This window comes from Arthrobacter zhaoguopingii (assembly GCF_009828605.1).
GTDB classification, from domain to species: domain Bacteria; phylum Actinomycetota; class Actinomycetes; order Actinomycetales; family Micrococcaceae; genus Arthrobacter_D; species Arthrobacter_D zhaoguopingii.
Window position 1 is genome coordinate 113,312 of record NZ_WIAE01000001.1, and the last position, 19,867, is coordinate 133,178.

The window sequence follows — 19,867 nt, forward strand, 5'->3', positions numbered from 1 at the left end:
CTCAAGGGGACGAGTGCACAGCCTGAACTTCACTGCCATCGATTTCGAGACGGCCAACAGCAAACGCGGATCGGTGTGCGCCGTCGGGCTCACCAAGGTGCGGGCCGGAGCCGTCACGGAATCGCAGAGCTGGCTCATCCGGCCGCCGGCGGGAATCGACCACTTCGATGCGCGGAACATCTCCGTGCATGGGGTTCGTCCGCAGGACGTACTCGGCGCGGACTCCTGGGAAACCTCCCTGCAGCGGATCGTGAATTTCGCCGCAGGAGACACCCTTGTCGCACACAACGCCTCGTTCGACCGTTCGGTGTTCCGGAACGCCTGCCTCGAATCCAACCTTGAGGTGCCCGAGGTCGAGTTCCGCTGCTCGCTCGAGCTGGCGCGGCGTCAACTGGACCTCGAGGTGAACCGGCTGCCCCAGGTCGCCGAGGCCCTCGGGTTGAGCAGCTTCCGCCACCACGACGCCGGCAGCGACGCCGAGACGTGCGCGAACGCCGTCCTGGCCATCGCCCGCAGGGACGGCCTCTCCACCCTCGAGCTGCTGTGGCCCGCCAGGCCCCCGAAATCCTCCGGCTCGCACCGCTACCGGAGCGAGCCCGCGCTCGCGGAACTTCCACAGCCCAATCCGCTGGCGGACGCCTCCCACCCGCTGTTCGGCCAGGTCGTCGTCTTCACCGGGGAGCTCCTCACCCTCGAGCGGCCCGAGGCCATGGCGCAGATCGCGCGCCGCGGCGCGGCCAACGCCAAGACCATCACCAAGAAGACAACGATGCTCGTCATCGGGCGGCAGGATCCCCACAGCTTTCGCGTGGAAATCGGCACGGACAGCGGAAAGGAACGCAAGGCGCTGCAGTACATCGAGGCGGGCCAGGCAATCCAGGCCGTCAGCGAGCATCAGCTGCTGGAGTGGCTGGCACCTGCAGCCGGTGCCGTCGGGAACCCCACGGAGAATGCGGCCGGTGCAGCGACCCCGGCCCTCGAGGCGATCCCGGCTCTCGAGGCGCCCGCAGTGCGCCCGGCGGCGATCGAGGCACCTGCGGCAGGCGCCAATGGTGCGCCGTTGGAGCTTGTGGCAGCAGGGATCCTGAAGCTGCTGGGAAGCTTCCGCCGCTCGCGGTAGGCGGCCGCCAGGGTTCCGGAGACGTCTGGGTCCCGGAGACGCCGGTGCCCGCGGGAGCTGCCGGCCCTCGAGGGCCGGCGGGAAGCGCTTAGTGCCGCCGGTCGTAGCGCCGCACCGCTTTCTCCCGTGCGTGGAGCAGCAGGGACCGCGCCTGCTCGGCCGTCGCCTCACCGGGGTTGAGGATGGACACCCACGCCTGCGAACCGTAGACCGGATGAGGCAGGATGCGGTCCACCTCGGTGAAGTCGAATTCGGAGAGATGCCCGGCGTGCTGATCGGCCGGGTGGCCCACCAGGTCCTCGTAGATCGACGATCCCACGAAGATGTTGAGCCGGAAGATGCCCGGCCGGTTCAGATCGGAGGCGGTGTCGAAACCCGGGTAGTCGCTGACCACGATCGTCGCGAAGGGGTAGCGCCGGTACGTTGGAGCGCTGTCGTCGGGATCGTAGAAGATGAAGGTGTCGCCCCAGGCGGCCTCCGGCGCGCCGGACTCCTCCGTTGCGGTGTCCACCACGACGCCGGGGAGGTCCGAGACGAAGGCGATGATGTCGTTCTCATCCACTCGTGAATGCTTTCAGAGCCACGCGCCTCAGTAAAGGGTCCCGGTGGGCGGGGGCGGCCCACCGCTGGGCTATGATTTTCCCCATGCAACCGGGTCTCATCTACCTCATTGGTCCATCTGGACACCCCAACTTCGGCGACGAATTCATCACCGCGGCGTGGCTCCGGTACCTCGCCGTTGCCCGCCCGGACGCCCAGGTCTGGCTCGACTGCCCGCAGCCCGGTACGGCCTCGGTCCTCTTCGACGGACTGCACCCGAATCTCCGCATCACCAACACCCTGTGGCGGCTCGTTCACGAAAACGCCGAACGCCCCGTCGAGGAAACCGCCGAGATCGTCACCTCACGCGTTACCCACCTCGGCTCGCCCACCTACGACCTCGGCCTGCTCAAGCTGCGCGAGGCTGAATCCCTCCACCTCCTCGGCGGCGGGTACATCAATGACAACTGGGCGCACCACACCGGCCTGATCCACGCCATGCGCGCCGTCCGGACCCTGACGGGTGCGCGGCTGTACGCGACCGGACAGGGCCTGATGCCGGCGCTCGACCAGGGCATGCCCGCTCCCGAACTGTTCAACGACTTCGACGTCGTCAGCGCCCGCGACGACGCCGGAGCCGAAGCCTACGGGGTGCCCCGCGGGCTCGACGACGCCTTCCTCGGCGTCACCGAGGAGATCGCCCGCTCCCAGTTCTCGGACGCGCTGTATGTGTGCATCCAGAGCGACACTGTCGACACCGAGCGCTTCGACGCCGCCGTCGACGTCGCACGCGAAGCCGTGGAGGCCGCGCTTGGGCAGCGCCGGAAGGTCTACTACGTCGAGGCGGTGCCCGGCGGGGACCGGGCGGCGTATGAGCGGCTCGCCGACCTGATCCCGGAAGAGCACTTCCTGCCCTTCGTGTACCTCTGGGAGCACGGACTGCCCCTGTCGGCGCACCAGACCTGGGTGACCAGTCGTTTCCACTTCCATCTTCTCGCTGCCGCCTCCGGAGGCAAGGGCATCGCGGTCGGCATGAAGAAGGGCTACTACGACGTCAAGCATGAGTCGGTTGCCGCCCTCGGCAGCGGCTGGGCGCTCGCGCTCGGTGACGACACGCCGTCCATGCCCTCCGAACGCGGGCAGCTGTCGGCGAACCTGCCGGCACTGGTTGCCGCCAAGCGGGCTGAAGCCGAACGGCTCTACCCGGCCGCCACCCCGGCGGCTCCAGTCCCCGCTGCTGCCGCCCGTTTCCTCGGGGGTTCGATCGGCGGGGTCCTGAAAAACAAGCTTGCCCGCTGAAAGACTGAATCCACTCCGTGCCTTCCTCCCTGCCTGAGCTCCTTCAGCTTGCCCAGCCGCTCCTCTTCCTGCTTACCGCGTTCTTCCTTCCCGGCACGCTCGCCCTGCTTCCCCTCCGGGTCGGCTGGCCGGCCGCGGTGGCGCTCGGGCCCGCCGTCACGCTCCTGCTGCTGGGCGTCGGAACCTTCGTCCTCGATGCCCTCGGAATCGGCTGGACGGCGGTTTCGGTCTCCCTGATGCTGCTCCTGCCTATCGGGGCGGTATGGCTGGCGGGCCGGTGGATCCGGCTCGAGCGGCCTCTCCTGCCCCGGCCGAACGGGGCGGGGACCGAGAATCCATCGCCTGCGGCGGCGACGGCGACGGCGACCGTCAGGATCGCCGTCGGCGCCGGGCTCGCCGCCGCTGCGGCCCTGATCTCTGTGGCGGTGCTGCGCGGGATGGGCAGTTTGTCGACGGCGTCCCAGGGGTGGGATGCGGTGTTTCACGGCAACGCGGTGCGCTGGATTCAGGAATCGGGCCGGGCCACCCCATGGAGCATCAACCCCATCTATGGTGACGGCCCTGCGACGTTCTATCCATCAGGCTGGCACAGCGTTATCGCGCTCTATCCGGGGAACCTCGTGGAGGCCGCCAACGCGTCGGCGTTGGTTATCGGCGGACTGATCTGGCCGATCGGGCTGGCGTTCCTCGCGTCGGTGGTGTTTCCGCGCCATCCCGCGGTCTGGGCGCTCACCCCGGTGCTGGCCGCCTCGTTCGTCAGCTTCCCGTTCGGTCAGCTGCTGCGCAGCGGGCAGTGGCCCAACGGCCTTTCCACCGCCCTCACTCCGGTGGCCCTGGCGATGATCCTGCTCCTCCTGAGGCGTCAGAGCCCCGGGCTGAACCCCCGCCCTGCCCGGCCGCTGAGGGATATCCTCCTCGTCCTGATCCTCACCGGCGCAGTGGCCGGGGGAAGCGTTGTCGCCCACCCCACCGCCGTCTTCGCCCTCGTGGCGGGTGGTCTTCCCTTCCTGCTCGCCTGGGGGGTGCCCCTGTGCGTCCGGGCGTTCCGGCACCGGTGGCGGGCCGCCCTCCTTGGCACCGTCGGCGCCGCCGTCCTGGTGGGGGCGGCGCTCCTGGTGCTGAAGGACTCGCGGTTGCTGGCCGGGGTGATGAACTTTCCCCGGGGTGTGCGCGCCACCCCTCCCGATTCGCTCGCGTTGGCCTTCTTCGACCTGCCGCGCTTTCCGGTGGTCGTGGCTCCCACACCGGAGAACTTCAACCTTCTGGTCGGCCTTCTCGTGATCCTGGGCGCCATCGCGGCACTGGTGCTGCGGACCGGGTGGCCGCTGGTGGTGTCGTGGCTGATCTTCGTGGGGCTCTACGTGCTGGCGGCGGGCCCGGAAAGCCCCCTGCGGTTCCTCACCGGGGTCTGGTACAAGGACACGCAGCGGATCGCGCCGTTGATCGCCCTGACGGCCAGCATTCTTGCCGCTTTTGGTCTGGCCGTGCTCGTCCGGGCCGCCGCCGGCCTCGTGACGCGTGTCCTGCGGGCAAGGATCGCCGCACCTGACCGTTTCCGGTCGGCGCTGGCCGCCGGACTGGCCGTCGTGGCCGTGATGGCGGTCTACCAGGGCTCCGGACACTTCCGCTCTGCGGACCGCGTCGCCGTAGCGGCCCACAACTACATCACCGCGGCGGAGCCGGGCATCTGGCTGCTCTCCTCGGGTGAGCAGGACTTCATCGAACGGGCCGGAGCGCTGCTCCCGGAGGACGCCGTCGTCATCGGTGACCCCTTCAATGGAGAAACCTACTTCTACACGCTCACCGGACGGCACGTGGTGTACTCGAGGCTCGGCTCCCCGGCGCCGACCGAGGCGAAGACCGTGCTGCGCATCGGATTCGACCGCCTGCACGACGACCCGGCGGTCTGCGCGGCCATCGAGGAGGTGGGAGCCACGCACTTCTACCAGGACCAGCCCGCGAGCGTCGACAGGGAGGTCTGGAAGGGCTTCTACGGCGTCGAGACCGCCAAGGGGTTTGAGCCGGTGCTCGTCGAGGGCGGCCGGGGGCTCTACGAAATCACCGCCTGCCGCTGAGCCGTCCAACCACCGGCCCAGCCGTTAAGGAACCGCTTAGGCAGTTGCCGCGCCCCCGCCGGTCCCGGAATACTTAAGGGACCGACGCGACCGAGACGCTTTCTGGGTGCGTGAAAGGCGGCGACGAAATGAACAGCAGGGCAGCCCGCGAGTACGAGCGCCGCATGCAGCGTGCCGCCGAGTACCGGGCGGCGCGGGAATCCGGTGATCCGCAGGGGTACCTCGCCCAACTGCGCAAGGAGGAAGCCGAGGCCGCCCAGCGCCGCCCGGTGTCCGACGATGAGGCTCTGGCCAAGCGGGCCCGCCACAAGGACGACGCCGCCCGGGCCGACTACCTCGTGCGCGAGGCGATGGCCCGCGGGGACTGGGACAACCTCAAGTACGCAGGAAAGCCGATCCCCGGACTGGGGGAGGGGCACGACCCCGACTGGTGGGTCAAGGGCCTGATCGAACGGGAAAACCTCACCGGACTGGGGCCGAAGGCCATCCTGTTGCGGACCGAGGACGAAGGCCTGGATAGCCGTCTCGACCACGTCTACACCGAGAAGCAGGTCCGGGACATCGTCGAAGACTTCAACCAGCGGGTCATCGAGGCGCGGCGCCAGCTCCTGGGCGGGCCGCCTGTCATCACCAAGGTGCGCGATGTCGAGGGCGAGGTGGAGCGGTGGCGCCAGCGGCGTACCGCAAAGGCGGCGCAGACCGCCCGGGACGAGGAGGCCACCGCAGAGGAGGCGGAGCGGCGCTCATGGTGGCAGCGGATGTGGAAGGGCACGGGCTGAGCGCGGGGTGCCTCGACCGATGGCCGCCTAGACGGTGCTCAGGAAGTCCTGAAGAATCTGCTGGCCCGTCCTCACGCCGTGCACCGAAACCCGCTCGTTGATTCCGTGCACACCGTCCGAGGTCCTGCCCTCCGGGTCGGCTCCCTGCGGTGAGAAGCCGTAGCAGGCAATGCCCAACGGGGTGAACGCCTTCGCATCAGTTCCACCGCCCATGCACCGCGGCACCACCACGGCGGCCGGGTCGTGCCGCTGCAGGGCCGCCCGCATGGCCTCGAACCAGGGCGAATCGATCGGCGCCTGCACCGGCGGCTGGTGCGAAATGAACACCCGGGAGACCCGCGGACCCAGCAGGCCGTCAAGCACCGCCAGGGTTTCCTCCTCGGTGCCCGGCAGGCACCGCACGTCCAGTTCGGCATGGGCGATACCCGGAATGACATTGACCTTGTAGCCGGCATTGAGCACGGTGGGCGTCGAGGAACACCGGATGGTGGTCCGCGCGACGCCGCCGAGGTCGCCCATCCGCGCCACCGCCTCCTCGACGCCCTCCTCGGTGGTCAGGTCCACTGAATGCCCAAGCGCTGCGTTCGTCTGCTCGAGGTACGCCCTCACGGTCGGCGTCAGCACGAGCGGCCAGGCATGCTCGGTGATCCGGTGCAGCGCCTCCAGCAGGTGGATGACGGCATTGTCGGCGTTCGGCCGCGAACCATGGCCGGACGTGCCCGTCGTCGTGATCCGCATGTGCATGGTGCCGCGCTCGGCGGCCGCCACGGGGTACAGCCGCACCTCCTCCCCGGTGTCCGACGTGAGGAAGGTCGGTGCCCCGCCGGATTCCCCGATGGCTGCCTGGACCCCCTCGAACAGCTCCGGGTGTTCGGCCACGAGCCACAGGGCGCCGTAGTCGCCCTTGTCCTCCTCATCGGCGACGAAGGCGACGACGACGTCGCGCTGCGGGCCGGTGCCCTCCTCGGCCCAGGTCAGGAGGGTCGCCAGGGTCATGGCCACCATGTCCTTCATATCGCTGGCGCCCCGGCCCCAGATGTACCCGTCGCGGATCTCTCCGGCGAACGGATCAACGCTCCACTGCTCCGGCTCGGCCGGAACGACGTCGAGATGGCCGTGGACGAGCAGTCCCGGCAGGGAGCGGTCCGCGCCGGGCACGCGCACGACCACGGAGGCCCGCTCCGGGGTTGGCCCGAGGATCTGCGGCACGTAGCCGGCGTCGGTGAGGAGCCGGGCAATGAACTCGGCGGCACCGCGCTCACCTTCGCTCTTGCCCTCGCCGTAGTTGCTCGTGTCGAAGCGGATGAGTGCTGCGCACAACTCGGCCGTATCGATGCTGCCCATCTGTTCCTCCGGTGCTGGGGTGCCAAGGCGTAGAAATCCGCCTCGCCTTTCGACTGTACCGTGTGATCCAACACACCTTGGTAAGTGGTTTGCATCACATCAGCCTCCTGTGTAGCTTACTTACATCGGCCGCACAGCGTGGTGACGGCCGATACTCCAGACGGGTTCTTCTCTCACCGGAATCGGGTCCGCGGCGATCTGCCCCGGCCACCCTGATCTGCTGGCAGGCTCAAGCGAAAGAGAAACGATGGCATCCAGGTCTCCTCTCCCCACCGACGGGCCGCTGCGCCCCTTCCCCCGAGGCGCCGGGCTCCGCCGCACCGCAGGAGCAGGGCTCCTCGCCGCGGCACTCGCCCTCACGCCCGGCGCACTGGCCCTTCCCGCGGCCACCGCCGGTGAAAAGGCGGAAGACACAACGCTGAAGCTCGCCCTTACCGGCGACATCGACTCCCTCAACCCCTTCACCGCCATCCTGGCGGCCAGCACCAACATCCTGCTGCTGCAGTACGAAGGCCTCGTCACCTACGGCCCGGAAAACAACGAGATCGTGCCGGCCCTGGCCGAGTCCTGGGAGACCTCCGAGGACGGCACCACCTGGACCTACACCATCGGCGAGGACCGCAAGTGGTCCGACGGGGAGCCCGTGACCGCCCAGGACGCCGCGTGGACCTTCAACGCGATCGCCGAGAACGACACCCTCAAGGCGGCCAACGGCACGCTCCTTGAGAACATCGACTCCGTCGAGGCCCCGGACGACCAGACCCTCGTCATCACGCTCAACGAGGCGCAGGCACCGAACCCCGGCGCCGACCTCGCGATCGTGCCCGAGCACATCTGGTCCAAGGTCGAGGACCCCTCCACCTTCGAAAACTCCGAGAACGCCGTCGGCAGCGGCCCGTTCACCGTCGAAAGCTACAGCCCGAGCTCAGGCGTGCGCATGAAGGCCAACCCCAACTACTGGCGGGGCAAGGCCAAGGTCGACGCCGTCACCTACGTGCCCTACCGCAACAGCGACGCCGCCGTGCAGGCACTGCTCAACGGCGAACTCGACGTCGTCGGCGACCTCACCCCGGCCCAGTACAAGGCCCTCGAATCCGAGGAGAAGATCACCGTCAACTCCGGCGCCGGACGGCGCTACCAGGCGCTGAACATCAACTCGGGCACGATCAACTCCGAGGGCAAGCTGATGGGCGACGGCAATCCCGCCCTGCAGGACATCGAACTGCGCAAGGCCATCGCCCACGCCATCGACAGCAAGACCCTGCTGGAGAAGGTCCTCGAAGGCCTCGGCGAACAGGCCACCGGCGAGATTCCCGCCGTGTACCCGCTGTACCACTGGGACACCGACGAGGAACTGCCCTACAGCTACGACCCCGAGGAAGCCAACCGGATCCTCGACGAGGCCGGTTACAAGATGGGCCCGGACGGCATCCGCCTGGACAAGGAGGGCAACCCGCTGAAGTTCCGCCTCGCCGGCAGCAACAGCAAGCCCACCCACGCCCAGATGGCCGACTACGTGGTGCCGTGGCTGAAGGAGATCGGCATCGAAGCCACCACCGAGATCAAGGCCTCCGGCCAGCTGAACGACGACTCGATCCTCGGCAACTACGACATGTACTTCACCGGGTGGGGCATCGGGCCGGACCCCGACTTCCAGCTCTCCATCAACCAGTGCTCCTCGCGGCCGAACGCCGACGGCACCGGCGCCACCAACGAATCCAACTGGTGCTCCGAGGAGTTCGACGCCATCTACAAGGAACAGCACACCGAGCTCGACCAGGAACGCCGCAGCGAACTCGTGGTCGAGGCCCAGAAGCTGATCTACGACGCCGCCGTGAACCACGTCCTGTTCTACGCCGACTCCCTCGAGGCCTACCGGTCCGACAAGTTCGAACCATTCACCACCCAGCCCAAGGAGGGCGGGGTCATCCTGGCCCAGAACGGGCCCTGGGGCGTCTACAGCGCGACGCCGGCCGACGAGCTCGAAGCGGCCGGGGCGACCAGCGAGGCCAACCCCGCAGCGGTCATCGTCCCCGTCGTCGGAGTGCTCGTCGTCGGTGGGCTCGCGGCGTTCTTCCTGGCCAAGCGCCGCCGCGCCACCGCGGACGACCGGCAGTAACCGATGTCCAACGCGCTGAGTGCCGGCGACCTCGTCCCGGGGGAGCCGGCACTGGATGAACCACCCCGGGCGTCGTCATGGCTGCGCTACGCCGCCCTGAAGGCCGGCGGCGCCGTGGTCTCCCTGATCATGGTGGTGCTGCTCGGGTTCTTCGCCTTCCGCATCCTGCCCGGCGACCCCGTCCGCTCCCTGGCGGAGGGGCGCCGGGTCAGCGCCGAACAGATGGAACTGCTGCGTGAGCAGCTGGGGTTCAACGACCCGCTGCTCACGCAGTTCCTGCGCTACCTCGCCGACCTCGCGCAGGGCCGGCTCGGCTACTCCTACACCTACAGCGAGCCGGTCCTGAACCTGATCCTTGACCGGCTCGGCCCGACCCTCCTGCTCACCGGCACCGCAGCGCTCATCTCGGTGGTCCTGGGACTGTGGCTGGGGCAGCGGGCGGCCTGGCGCCGCGGCAGCCTCTTCGACAAGACCCAGACCGGCCTGGCGCTGGTGTTCTGGTCGGTGCCCACCTTCTGGCTCGGCCTGATCCTGCTGCTGGTCTTCGGCGGCGGCCTCCACTGGTTCCCCACCGGCGGGCTGGTCACGGCCGGCACCACCGCCACCGGGTTCCCGCTGCTCTGGGACATCGCCCGGCACATGGTCCTGCCGGTGGTCACCATGGTCGCCGTGGTCTACGCCCAGTACCTGATGGTCATGCGCGCCTCCCTGCTCGAGGAGATGACCTCGGACTACCTCCAGACCGCCCGCGCCAAGGGCCTGCGGGAGGATCTGGTGCGCCGCCGCCACGCGGTGCCCAACGCGCTGCTGCCCACCGTGACCCTGATCTTCCTCACCCTCGGCGGGCTCGTCGGGGGAGCGGTGACCGTCGAAACGGTGTTCTCCTGGCCGGGCCTCGGGCTGCTGACCTTCCAGGCCCTCTCCGCGCCGGACTTCCCGCTGCTGCAGGGCACCTTCGTCGTCTTCTCCTCGATTGTGATCGTCATGAACTTCCTCGCCGACCTGCTCTACCGCTTCCTCGACCCCCGGCTGCGTGCAGCATGAGCACGTCAACCGGCTCAGCGGGCACCCGCCGTGTCAACGTCGCGGCGGCGCGGCGCCGCCAGGGGCTGGCCGACGGCTGGAAGGAGTTCGCCCGCAACCGGGCCGGCCTGGCCGGGCTGGTCGTCCTGCTGGCCGTCATCGCGCTGGCCGCCGTCGTTCCGCTGTTCGCCCCCGCGAGCGTCCTCGACGTCACCCAGGTCACCGCCGGACGCAACGAACCGCCAAGCCTCGCGAACCCGCTGGGCACCGACCCCGCCGGGCGGTCGGTGCTCGCCCTGCTGATCTGGGGCGCCCGGATCTCCCTGGTGGTCGGCTTCGCCGCCACCCTGGTCTCCATGGTCATCGGCACGGTGATGGGCATGGCCGCCGGCCACTTCACGGGCGCCACCCAGGCGGTCCTGATGCGGCTGATCGACTTCTTCCTCGTGGTGCCCGGACTGGTGCTCGCCATCGTGCTCTCAAGCATCATCGGGCCCGGCGTCGCCACCATCGTCGTCGCCATCGGCGTGACCTCCTGGGCCGGCACCGCCCGGCTGGTCCGCTCCCAGACCCTCACCGTCGAGGCCCGCCCCTACATCGAACGGGCCTGGGCGCTGGGCGCCTCGGACGCGCACGTCGTCGGCCGGCACGTGCTGCCCGCCGTCATGCCGCTCGTGCTGGCCAACACCACGCTCACCGTCGGCTCCGCCATCATCGCCGAGTCGACGCTGGCCTTCCTCGGCCTCGGCGATCCCAGCAGCGTCTCCTGGGGCGGCATGCTCAAGTCCGCCCTCGACACCGGCGCCGCCACCGGCGGCTACTGGTGGTACGTGCTGCCGCCGGGCCTCGCCATCGTTCTCGTGGTGCTGTCCTTCACCCTCGTAGGGCGCGCCCTCGAATCCGTCATCAACCCCACACTGCGAGGACGCTAATGGCCCGCCTGCAACTGAAGGACCTGCGCATCACCTACACGACGCAGACCGAGGGTGGACGCGGCACCGTCACCGCCGTCGACGGCGTCAACCTCACCGTCGAGCCCGGCGCCACCGTCGGCATCGCGGGGGAGTCAGGCTGCGGCAAGTCGACCCTCGCCGTGTCGGTGCTGCGCCTGCTGCCCGCCAACGCCACCATCGAGGGCTCGATCCTCCTGGGCGAGGACGACATCTCCACGCTCAGCTGGGGCCGGCTCCGCTCGGTGCGCTGGACCGAGGCCGCGATTGTCTTCCAGGGCGCCATGCACTCCCTGAACCCGGTGCGGAAGGTCCGCGACCAGATCGCCGAGGCCCTGCAGATCCACGCCACCGGCGACGGCGCGAAGTATCGGAACGAAGCGGCGCGCACCGCCCGCGTCAACGAACTCCTGGAACAGGTCGGTCTGCCGGTGGCCAAGGGGCTGTCCTACCCGCACGAACTCTCGGGCGGGCAGAAGCAGCGCATCATGATGGCCATGGCCCTGGCGTGCGAACCGGAGGTGCTGATCGCCGATGAGCCGACGACGGCCCTCGACGTCGTGGTGCAGGCGCAGGTCCTCGACCTGCTCACCTCCCTGGTCCGCGACCGCGGCCTGTCACTGATCATGATCAGCCACGACCTTTCCGTGCTCGCCGCCACCTGTGAGCGCATCGTGGTGATGCAGGCCGGCCGGATCGTCGAGGACGGCCCGTCCGCGGAGGTGATGCGCAATCCGCAGCACCCGCACACCGCCGCCCTGGCCTCGGCGTTCCCCATCATCGGCGACCCTGCCTCCCGGCTCCGGCTGCCCACCTACGCCGCGCCGAACGCGCCCACGGCGCACGACGCCGACCGGCACAACGACGGCGCCCGGTCCGACGGCGCCTCAGCCCGCACGGGCTCCGGCCGCCGTGCCGCCGCGCCGATGGCGGATCCCTCCGCTCCCAGGGCGGGTTCCCCGGTGCCGGTTCTGCCAGTTCCTGCAGCCGGAGCGGTAACCGGTCCAACGCCGGTGCTTGAGGCCCGCAACCTCTCGGTGCGGTTCGGCCGCAGTGCCACCAACGCCGTCGACTCGGTGAACCTCACCTGCAACGCCGGGGAGATCGTCGCTCTGGTGGGCCAGTCCGGCTCCGGCAAGACCACCCTGGCCCGGACCCTGCTCGGGCTGCAGAAGCCCACGGCCGGCGAGGTGCTCTTCCGCGGCGAACCGCTGGTGCACCGGCGCAAAGCGCTCAAGGCGTACCGCCGGGCGGTCCAGTTCGTGCTGCAGGATCCCACCGCCGCCCTCAACCCGAAGCATTCGGTGTACGAGGCGGTGGCGGAGGGCCCGCGCCTCCATCACCTCGACGGCGACGAACGCGAGCTCGTCGCCGCGGCGCTGGCCAAGGCCGAACTGAACCCGCCGCAGAAGTACTTCACCGCCATCCCGCAGGAGCTCTCCGGAGGCCAGCGGCAGCGCGTCGTCATCGCCGGGGCCCTCGCCCTCGACCCGGAGTTCCTCGTCGCCGACGAACCCGTCGCGAGCCTTGACGCGTCGGTGCGCGCCGGGGTCCTGGCCCTGTTCCTGCGGCTTCGATGCGAACTCGGCCTCGGCGCCCTGGTGATCACCCACGACCTCGGGCTGGCGTGGAACATCGCCGACCGGGTGGTGGTGATGTACGAAGGGCGGATCGTCGAGGAAGGGCGCGTCGAGGACGTGCTGCTCAACCCGCAGCACGAGTACACCCGCAAACTCCTGAGCGTCGTTCCGACCAGCACGGGCACCCCCGGGCTGTCGGTGCAGCCCGAGGCCGCCCGGTGACCGGCGGTCCGGCCGCCCCGCAGGGGCCGCGGCCCGAACTGCGTCCGCTGCAGGCGGGGGACCGGGTGGGACTGGTCTCGCCGTCGGGCCCCGCGGACGCCGGGAAGATCGACAGGGCGATCCGGCTGCTCGAGGAGTGGGGGCTCGAACCGGTGCTCGGCCGGCACGCCCGCGACGTGCACCCGCGCGCGCCCTACCTCGCCGGCTCCGACGCCGACCGCGCCGCCGACCTCCAGGACCTGGTCTGCGACGACAGCATCGCCGCCGTGGTCTGCCTGCGCGGCGGCTACGGCGCCGTCCGGCTCCTGGACCTGCTCGACGCCGGGAAGCTCCGCTCCGCCCGGCCCAAACCGCTGATCGGGTCCTCCGACATCACCGCCCTGCACGAGTACTGGACCGACCACCTCGGCCTGGCCACCTGGTTCACCCCGATGCCGGCCACGGATGCCCTGCTGGAGGATCCCGCCGCCCGCGACGGGATGCGCGAGGCCCTGTTTACCCCGTACCCGGGCCGGACCATGACCGGTTCCGCGGCCCACACCCTCGTTCCGGGCACAGCCACAGGGACCCTCACCGGCGGCAACCTCAGCCTGCTTGCCATGACCCTCGGCACCCGCGGCCGGTCCGCACCTTCGAACGAGGGCCGCATCGGGCTGCTCGAAGATGTCAGCGAGGACATCTACAAGCTCGACGGGCTCCTGACCTCCCTCCTGCGTGCGGGCTGGTTCGACGGACTGGCGGGGCTCGCGCTGGGCTCGTGGAGCCAGTGCGGTGAACCGCACGAAGTGAGGGCGCTCGTTGAGGAACTCCTTGTTCCCCTCGGCATCCCGCTCGTTGAGGAACTCGGCTTCGGGCACGGCCCGGCCGCCCTCAGCGTTCCCCTCGGTGTGCCCGCCACCCTCACCGCCGACGAAAGCCCACGCCTTGTCCTCTTCTGAGACCCCCTTCCCCTCCCAGCTGCAGGCCAAAGACTCCCTCGATGAGGAGCTCCAACGGATCCTCACCGAGGAGGTCGGCGCCGGTGCGGCGCCGTCGGCGGTCGCCGCCGTCGACGTCGGGGGCCGCACCAGCGGTCCGATCGCCGTCGGCAGCGCCGTCGCGTTCGGTGACGGCGGCGCCGCTCTCGCACCCGCGGACCGCGTGCCGGCGCGGCCGGAGACCGTCTACGACCTCGCCTCGGTGACCAAGATCGTCAGCACCGTGGCAGCACTGGCCCTCGTGGCAGACGGGGTGCTCGACCTCGACGAGCCGGTCGGCCGCCACCTGCCGACCTTCCGGTACGGCGACCGCGCTTCGATCACCCTGCGCCATCTGCTCACCCATACCTCCGGGCTGCCCGGCACCTGGGAGGGATGGCGCACGCTCCCGGCCGGAACCGACCGGGCCGGCCGGCTAGAAGACCTGCTCTCGCTCCCCCTGGCCACCGCGCCGGGCACTGAGTTCACCTACTCCTGCGTCGGATTCAACACCGCGATGGCCCTCGCAGAAACCGCCTCCGGGCGGGAATGGGCGGAGCTCGTGGAGGAGAAGGTGCTCGCCCCGCTGCGGCACCTCGATCCCCGGACGGCCGCGCTGACCTACCGGCCCCGGCCCGAAGATACCGCGGCGACCGAGTACCAGCCGGATACCGGCAGGGGAATGGTGCGGGGAGAGGTTCACGACGAAAGCGCCTGGTTCCTCGGCGGGGCCGTGGCCAACGCGGGCCTCTTCGGGACCGCCGAAGCGGTGCTGGGGCTCGGGAACGTGCTCCGCGACCGGCCGGAAGCGCTGCTTCCGCCGGAGCTGGCCGACGGGCTGTGGACCGACCAGATGCCCCGCATGCTGGGCGCGCAGCGCGCCGCCGACCCCGAGATCGGCTGGCACGCCCTCGGCCTGCGCATCGGGCAGCCCGACTGGATGGGCACCGCCGGCGGACAGGCCCGCGGGCACAACGGTTTCACCGGCACGTCGCTGATAATGGACCGGACCCGCGCCGTGACGGTGGTGCTGCTGACCAACCGCGTGCATCCGCACCGGCTCCACAACGCCATGGGCCCGTTCCGCGTCCGCGTCGCCGACGCGGCCTACTCCCGCGCCGCCCGGGAAGTGACGGCATGAGCATCGTCTCGGATTACAGCGACGGCGTCCCCTCCATCTCCTACTGCCTGACCACCTTCGACGGGGAGGTCATCGCCGAAAGCGGTGCCGACACCCCTGTCTACGCTGCGAGCACAATCAAGCTGGCGGTGCTCATCGCCGCCCTGCGTGCCGTGGACGACGGGAAGCTGCGGCTCAGCCAGCAGCTTTCCTCACGGCTGACCTTTCGCTCCTCCGCGCCAGGCGGCGGCACCTTCAGCTTCGAGACCGACCCCGACGAAACCGACGACGGCATGCCTCCCGCCGGCCGGCCCGTCTCGCTGCGCGAGGTGCTGCGCCGGATGATCGTCGTCTCGTCCAACGAAGCGACCAATATGGCCGTTGAACTGGTCGGCCTCGACGCCGTCCGGGCAGCGCTCGCGGTATGCGGGGCGTCGTCGTCGAAGATGGAGCGGCTGTTCGGTGACCTCGAGGGGCTGGCGGCGGGGCTGACGCAGCAGACGACCGCCCGGGACCTGACGGCCATCATGAGTGCCATCGTCACGGGCCGGGCCGCGGGCCGGTCGAGCACGCGGTTCATGGTCGAACTGCTGCGGGCGCAGGAGTACAGCCTGATCGGGCCGGCGCTTCCCGCAGAGGCGCGGTGGGGTTCGAAGTCCGGGTGGGTCACCGGAATCCGCCACGATGTCGCCTTCGTGCAGCCCTACGGCGGGACGGACCCGATGGGCGGCTTCATCCTCGCCGTCTGCACCCGCGCGTACGGCGAGGCTGAGGCGACGACAGCGATCGGCGCGCTGTCCCGGCTGGCCTGGGACCTGTCCCGCACGCGCCCCGGAGGACTCCACTACGTGCTTGAGGGCCCCGTCGAGGAGTGGGCGACCGGCTGAGGTGGATGGTCATGCGCCACGTGGAGTCGCTGGCGGCGTGGAGGGAATCGTAAGGACAAGCTTTCCCCTGACACCTCCACCCTCGCTCACGCGGTGGGCCCTCGCCACCTCCTGGATGGGAAGCGTCTCCTGAATGACCGGGCGGAAGGAACCGTCCTCGATCCAGCCACGCAGCAAGACCAGGTCCCCGCCGGAGGGCCGGACGAGGAATCCCCGGACGGCGGCTCCCGGGAGCAGCCTCGACAGAGCCGCGATGAGCGGATTGCCTGTGCCCGGGTTCACCGTCACCGCGGTGCCCTCCCGCCGGACGAGCGGGCGCAATGCGCGGGCCGACAGCTTCCCGGAGGCATCGAACACCAGATCGAACCGTCCGCCGCCGAGGCTTTCCCGCCAACGGTCCCGGTTGACGACTTCGTGCGCCCCGAGTCCGCGCACGAAGCCCAGCTGATCGGGCGTGGTCGCCGCGGTGACCTCGGCGCCCAGCCGGGCCGCGACCTGCACCGCCGCGGTTCCCACCCCGCCGGCGGCGCCGAAGACGAGCACCCGGTCACCCGCACCCATACCCCCGACGTCGCGGAGTCCCTGCAGGGCCGTCAGTGCGACGAGCGGGACGGCGGCTGCCTCCTGCAGCGAAAGGGACGACGGCGCCCGGGCCACGGCGGACTCGTCAACGGCGACGTAACGTGCATAGCCGCCGGCGGTCTTGCCGGTAAGGGCTGCGAAGACGGGGTCACCGACGCTGAAGCGCCCGGAACCGGAGCCCGTAGCGGCGACGACGCCGGCCACGTCTAGGCCGGGCACGAACGGCAGCTTCAGCCGGATCAGCAGCCGGAACCGTCCTGCCCGGAAATAGGTGTCCGCGGGGTTAACGCTTGTCGCTGCCACCTCGATGAGCACCTGGCCCGGGCCCGCGGACGGTATCGGCACCGGAATCTCCTGGAGGACGTCGGGCCCTCCGTACCGGCGGAATCCCCAGGCCCGGGTCGTTCTGCCGACTTCCGTTATCGGTTTACGCATGAGCCGTCCTCCGGATTTGTACGATGCGGCCGGCGCCGTAGGCGGCGGTCAGGATCAAGGTGCCAAGGAAGGTCATCAGGAGGCAGGCCGCCTTGGCATAGACCAGCACAAGGCCCGCCGTGACCAGTCCCAGTGCTTCGGAAGAGCTGCTCGATGCCAGGGCCGAGACAAAGAAGAGGTTCTCTCCGATATCGAAGACGCCGACGCCAAACGGAACCAGGAGCAGCGGACTGCGGGCGAGCCGTTGGCTCCGGGGCCAGGGGCTGCGCGCAAGGAGGAAAGCCCAAAGCAGCGCGTACGAGCCGAAGGACAGCAGCGGAACAACACTGTCCAGGGCGAAGAAGGTCCAGTAGAGAGCCTGTGCCTCCGTCCCATACCCCTGCAGCAGTTCCAATGCCTCCCGGGGTGCCAGGACTCCCCGGACGTTCTCGAGGTCAAGGAGCGGAGCTCCCGCCACCCGCTGAAAGGAGCCGCCGAACGCCCTGAGCGTCAGGGTCCAGAAGACGTTGAGAAAGATCACCAGAAGAACGAGGGCAAGCGGGTGAAGCGCGAGTCCGCACTGCCGTAGCCAGACAAGAAAGGGTTTCATCATCGATCCCTCGCGTTGGGCACTTTAACTTCGGAAAACAAGTATTTCGATTTCCGTACTATACGTCAAGTAGTCTAAGGAGATGAAGAAGTCCCCTGGCCCGGATGCCTACGGAAGTGCCACCTCAGAGGGACTGGAGGCCCACCAGCTGTCCTCCGCGCTGAGGGAACTGCATCGACGCTTCAGCGACTTCGAGTCCGAGACCGCACGCCGCATGGGGCTGCGGGCACCAGACTTCAGTGCGATGGAGCATATCCTCGAGGCCGACGGGGGAATGGGGCCGGCGCAGCTCAGCGCGCGGCTGGGCCTCGCGCCGGGGTCAACAACGGAGCTCGTTGACCGGCTGGAACGGGTGGGCCATCTGGAGCGCGTCCGGGATGTCAGGGATCGGCGCCGCGTAAACCTGCAGGCCACGCCGGAGAGCGTCGCCGCCATCCTGGCTCACATCGTCCCGGTGGTCGAGCAGCTGGACGACCTAGCCGAGGAATTCACGGACGACGAGCAGGAGGTAATTTCCCGGTATCTGGCCGGGGCAGGGGAGAGGGTGCAGAGGTTTCTGGAGACCGGCCGGCCTCAAACCGGGCGCTGAATGCCAAGTGAAGACGGGCACCACCGGGGCAAAGGAGTGTGAACCTGCTCCGGTTGCTGCCGGCTATGCTGCCGGCTCGGCCTTGGAGTCCCGCAGGACGGGCAGGACGTGTTCGCCCAGCACGTCGAGGTGCTCGTGCAGGAGCTGCTCGCTCTGGGCATGAACAGGTTGTTCACGAAGAAGCCGTCACCGTACCGGGCGGACTGCTCGGCGATTTCGGGGCTGCGGATGGAACCGTGCCAGACGAACGGCGGGGTGCCGTTCAGCGGTCGGGGAGTGGCGGTGAAGTGGCGCAGCGGAGTCCTGTACCTCCCACCCCAGGTCACCTCGTCCTCGCGCCAGAGACGGTGCAGCAAGGCGCAGCCGGTGCCGTGGCCTGCCCACCGCCGGGCGGTGGGCAGGCCGTACCTGTGCTGGCTGGCGTAGTGGGCCGGGCACTACAACTTCGGTGCCCGGCCCAAAGCCATCACAGGTTAAGTCAGGCTCCGCAGATCATCGGTCGAAACTGCTGAAGCACTTAGGCGACGGCGACCTCGGCGCGCAGCGGCTCGAGTGCCTTCGACCAAGCCTCGAGCTGGTTGAACATGTTCTCCAGGGCAGCAACCTGGTGGTCGCCCGGCTTCAGGACCGAGAAGTTCTCGAAATCGGTGAACAGCGACAGGGCTGCCTGGTCGCGGACCGTGGCCATCTGCAGTTCAGCGGCGACGAGGCGGAGGTGCTCAACCGCGCGCACGCCTCCAACGGAGCCGTAGCTGACGAATCCGGCGGCCTTGTTGTTCCACTCGGCGGACAGGAAGTCGATGGCGTTCTTCAGGACACCCGAGGTCGAGTGGTTGTACTCGGGGGTGACGAAGACGAAGCCGTCGAATTCGGCGATCTTCGCTGCCCATTCCTTGGTGTGGTCCTGCGAGTACTGGCCCATCAGTGGGGGCATCGGCTCGTCGAAGTGAGGCAGCGGGTAGTCCCGGAGGTCGACGATCTCGTAGGTGGCAGCGTCGCGGGCTGCAGCCTTCTCGAAGACCCAGTTGGCGACAGCTTCGCCGTTGCGCCCGGGGCGCGTGCTTCCAAGGATGATTGCGATCTTAGTCATAGTGTTCCCTTCCAGGACCAGTTGTTCGTGTGCTTGTTCAGCAAGATCTACAACCCGCCCGGAATCGGCAATATTTCCGCTTTCGACACGCACTTTAAAGTGCGTTGTGATACGCACCTTAAAGTGCGTTACGCACCTTAAAATAAGAAGGATTCGAATGTTGCACCTGTAGGTGTCGGCACGAGAGCCGCGTGAGAACCGCGTTGCGACCCCAGATTCCGGGCCTTCTCGACCTTTCGGCGGCGCCTGCTGGCGCGCGCCCGATCGGCTGGCCGCTGAAAGGAATTCCCAGCCGCATATGCAGCGTATTTGCGTGCTGAAACGCTTTTGCCGTCTCCGGCTTCGAAACGCCGGAAAGTCAGTAATTGTCCCAGCCGGGGTTTGGGAAAAACCCCGGTGCGCAATTCGCAATTCGAATTTGCGCCGATGGCACCGTGCTGTTGATTCTCTAAGGCGGAACTCCGGTGGTGTTGGGACTGCGAAGGGCGGACCCGGCTTTCACACAGGATGGTCGGGCATAATTGGAGGGCGCGATCCCGCGGGCGGAGTCCCAGCCCGGGCTGCGGGA

Annotated in this window: 17 protein-coding genes and 1 pseudogene; 12 read left to right on the forward strand and 6 right to left on the reverse strand. The window is 69.0% G+C overall.

The genetic code is table 11. The features are described 5' to 3' along the window. The first annotated feature begins 13 nt into the window (after window positions 1-13). Window positions 14-1,120, forward strand: coding sequence for an exonuclease domain-containing protein (locus GVV77_RS00510; RefSeq protein ID WP_159615381.1), 1,107 nt, complete (start codon window positions 14-16; stop codon window positions 1,118-1,120). An 88-nt stretch (window positions 1,121-1,208) separates the two neighbouring features. Here the strand turns inward: GVV77_RS00510 and GVV77_RS00515 are convergent, their stop codons facing one another. Continuing rightward, window positions 1,209-1,682 carry a DUF6194 family protein gene (locus tag GVV77_RS00515; protein ID WP_159615383.1) on the reverse strand — a complete coding sequence of 158 codons (474 nt, stop codon included), beginning with the start codon at window positions 1,680-1,682 and terminating at the stop codon, window positions 1,209-1,211. Between the two features lie 83 nt (window positions 1,683-1,765). Between GVV77_RS00515 and GVV77_RS00520 the strand changes: the two genes are divergently transcribed. From GVV77_RS00520 to GVV77_RS00530, 3 genes are all read left to right on the forward strand, one after another. Beyond that, on the forward strand, window positions 1,766-2,959 hold the full coding sequence (locus tag GVV77_RS00520) for a polysaccharide pyruvyl transferase family protein (RefSeq protein WP_159615385.1): 1,194 nt from the start codon (window positions 1,766-1,768) through the stop codon (window positions 2,957-2,959). A gap of 17 nt (window positions 2,960-2,976) precedes the next feature. Further along, on the forward strand, window positions 2,977-5,034 hold the full coding sequence (locus GVV77_RS00525; RefSeq protein WP_159615387.1) for a DUF6541 family protein: 2,058 nt from the start codon (window positions 2,977-2,979) through the stop codon (window positions 5,032-5,034). 128 nt (window positions 5,035-5,162) lie between these two features. Beyond that, on the forward strand, window positions 5,163-5,813 hold the full coding sequence (locus GVV77_RS00530) for a DnaJ family domain-containing protein (protein WP_159615389.1): 651 nt from the start codon (window positions 5,163-5,165) through the stop codon (window positions 5,811-5,813). A 27-nt stretch (window positions 5,814-5,840) separates the two neighbouring features. Here the strand turns inward: GVV77_RS00530 and GVV77_RS00535 are convergent, their stop codons facing one another. Next, window positions 5,841-7,157, reverse strand: a complete 1,317-nt coding sequence (locus GVV77_RS00535) for a M20/M25/M40 family metallo-hydrolase (protein ID WP_159615391.1) — start codon at window positions 7,155-7,157, stop codon at window positions 5,841-5,843. Window positions 7,158-7,404: 247 nt separating this feature from the next. On the opposite strand from GVV77_RS00535, the gene GVV77_RS00540 reads away from it, so the two are divergent. Genes GVV77_RS00540 through GVV77_RS00570 form a run of 7 tightly spaced genes read left to right on the forward strand, consistent with a single transcriptional unit; the run spans window position 7,405 to window position 16,014 of the window. Beyond that, the gene (locus GVV77_RS00540; RefSeq protein ID WP_159615393.1) at window positions 7,405-9,276 is read left to right on the forward strand and encodes an ABC transporter substrate-binding protein; all 1,872 of its coding nucleotides are present in this window, start codon (window positions 7,405-7,407) and stop codon (window positions 9,274-9,276) included. Window positions 9,277-9,279: 3 nt separating this feature from the next. Then, the gene (locus GVV77_RS00545) at window positions 9,280-10,320 is read left to right on the forward strand and encodes an ABC transporter permease (RefSeq protein ID WP_159615395.1); all 1,041 of its coding nucleotides are present in this window, start codon (window positions 9,280-9,282) and stop codon (window positions 10,318-10,320) included. Continuing rightward, on the forward strand, window positions 10,317-11,231 hold the full coding sequence (locus GVV77_RS00550) for an ABC transporter permease (RefSeq protein WP_159615397.1): 915 nt from the start codon (window positions 10,317-10,319) through the stop codon (window positions 11,229-11,231). Before GVV77_RS00545 ends, GVV77_RS00550 begins: the two co-directional genes overlap by 4 nt. Further along, window positions 11,231-13,051, forward strand: a complete 1,821-nt coding sequence (locus GVV77_RS18225; protein WP_159615399.1) for a dipeptide ABC transporter ATP-binding protein — start codon at window positions 11,231-11,233, stop codon at window positions 13,049-13,051. The genes GVV77_RS00550 and GVV77_RS18225 overlap by 1 nt, the downstream gene beginning before the upstream one ends. Then, window positions 13,048-13,989 (forward strand): S66 peptidase family protein, encoded by a 942-nt coding sequence (locus tag GVV77_RS00560; RefSeq protein ID WP_159615401.1) that lies wholly within the window; start codon window positions 13,048-13,050, stop codon window positions 13,987-13,989. The genes GVV77_RS18225 and GVV77_RS00560 overlap by 4 nt, the downstream gene beginning before the upstream one ends. Then, window positions 13,976-15,148 (forward strand): serine hydrolase domain-containing protein, encoded by a 1,173-nt coding sequence (locus GVV77_RS00565; RefSeq protein WP_159615403.1) that lies wholly within the window; start codon window positions 13,976-13,978, stop codon window positions 15,146-15,148. The genes GVV77_RS00560 and GVV77_RS00565 overlap by 14 nt, the downstream gene beginning before the upstream one ends. Beyond that, entirely contained in the window at window positions 15,145-16,014 is an 870-nt protein-coding gene (locus GVV77_RS00570; protein WP_159615405.1) for a serine hydrolase, read from the forward strand. Before GVV77_RS00565 ends, GVV77_RS00570 begins: the two co-directional genes overlap by 4 nt. A gap of 9 nt (window positions 16,015-16,023) precedes the next feature. Here GVV77_RS00570 and GVV77_RS00575 read toward each other — a convergent pair whose 3' ends face one another. Both GVV77_RS00575 and GVV77_RS00580 read right to left on the reverse strand, forming a co-directional pair. Further along, on the reverse strand, window positions 16,024-16,941 hold the full coding sequence (locus tag GVV77_RS00575; protein WP_159615407.1) for an NADP-dependent oxidoreductase: 918 nt from the start codon (window positions 16,939-16,941) through the stop codon (window positions 16,024-16,026). An 82-nt stretch (window positions 16,942-17,023) separates the two neighbouring features. Continuing rightward, window positions 17,024-17,623 carry a hypothetical protein gene (locus tag GVV77_RS00580; protein WP_159615409.1) on the reverse strand — a complete coding sequence of 200 codons (600 nt, stop codon included), beginning with the start codon at window positions 17,621-17,623 and terminating at the stop codon, window positions 17,024-17,026. Window positions 17,624-17,702: 79 nt separating this feature from the next. On the opposite strand from GVV77_RS00580, the gene GVV77_RS00585 reads away from it, so the two are divergent. Then, the gene (locus GVV77_RS00585) at window positions 17,703-18,209 is read left to right on the forward strand and encodes a MarR family winged helix-turn-helix transcriptional regulator (protein WP_159615411.1); all 507 of its coding nucleotides are present in this window, start codon (window positions 17,703-17,705) and stop codon (window positions 18,207-18,209) included. 152 nt (window positions 18,210-18,361) lie between these two features. Here the strand turns inward: GVV77_RS00585 and GVV77_RS00590 are convergent. Both GVV77_RS00590 and GVV77_RS00595 read right to left on the reverse strand, forming a co-directional pair. Beyond that, window positions 18,362-18,568 (reverse strand): annotated as a pseudogene (locus tag GVV77_RS00590) (LLM class flavin-dependent oxidoreductase); the annotation flags it as partial. Window positions 18,569-18,726: 158 nt separating this feature from the next. After that, on the reverse strand, window positions 18,727-19,299 hold the full coding sequence (locus GVV77_RS00595; RefSeq protein ID WP_159615413.1) for an NADPH-dependent FMN reductase: 573 nt from the start codon (window positions 19,297-19,299) through the stop codon (window positions 18,727-18,729). Between the last annotated feature and the right edge of the window lie 568 nt (window positions 19,300-19,867).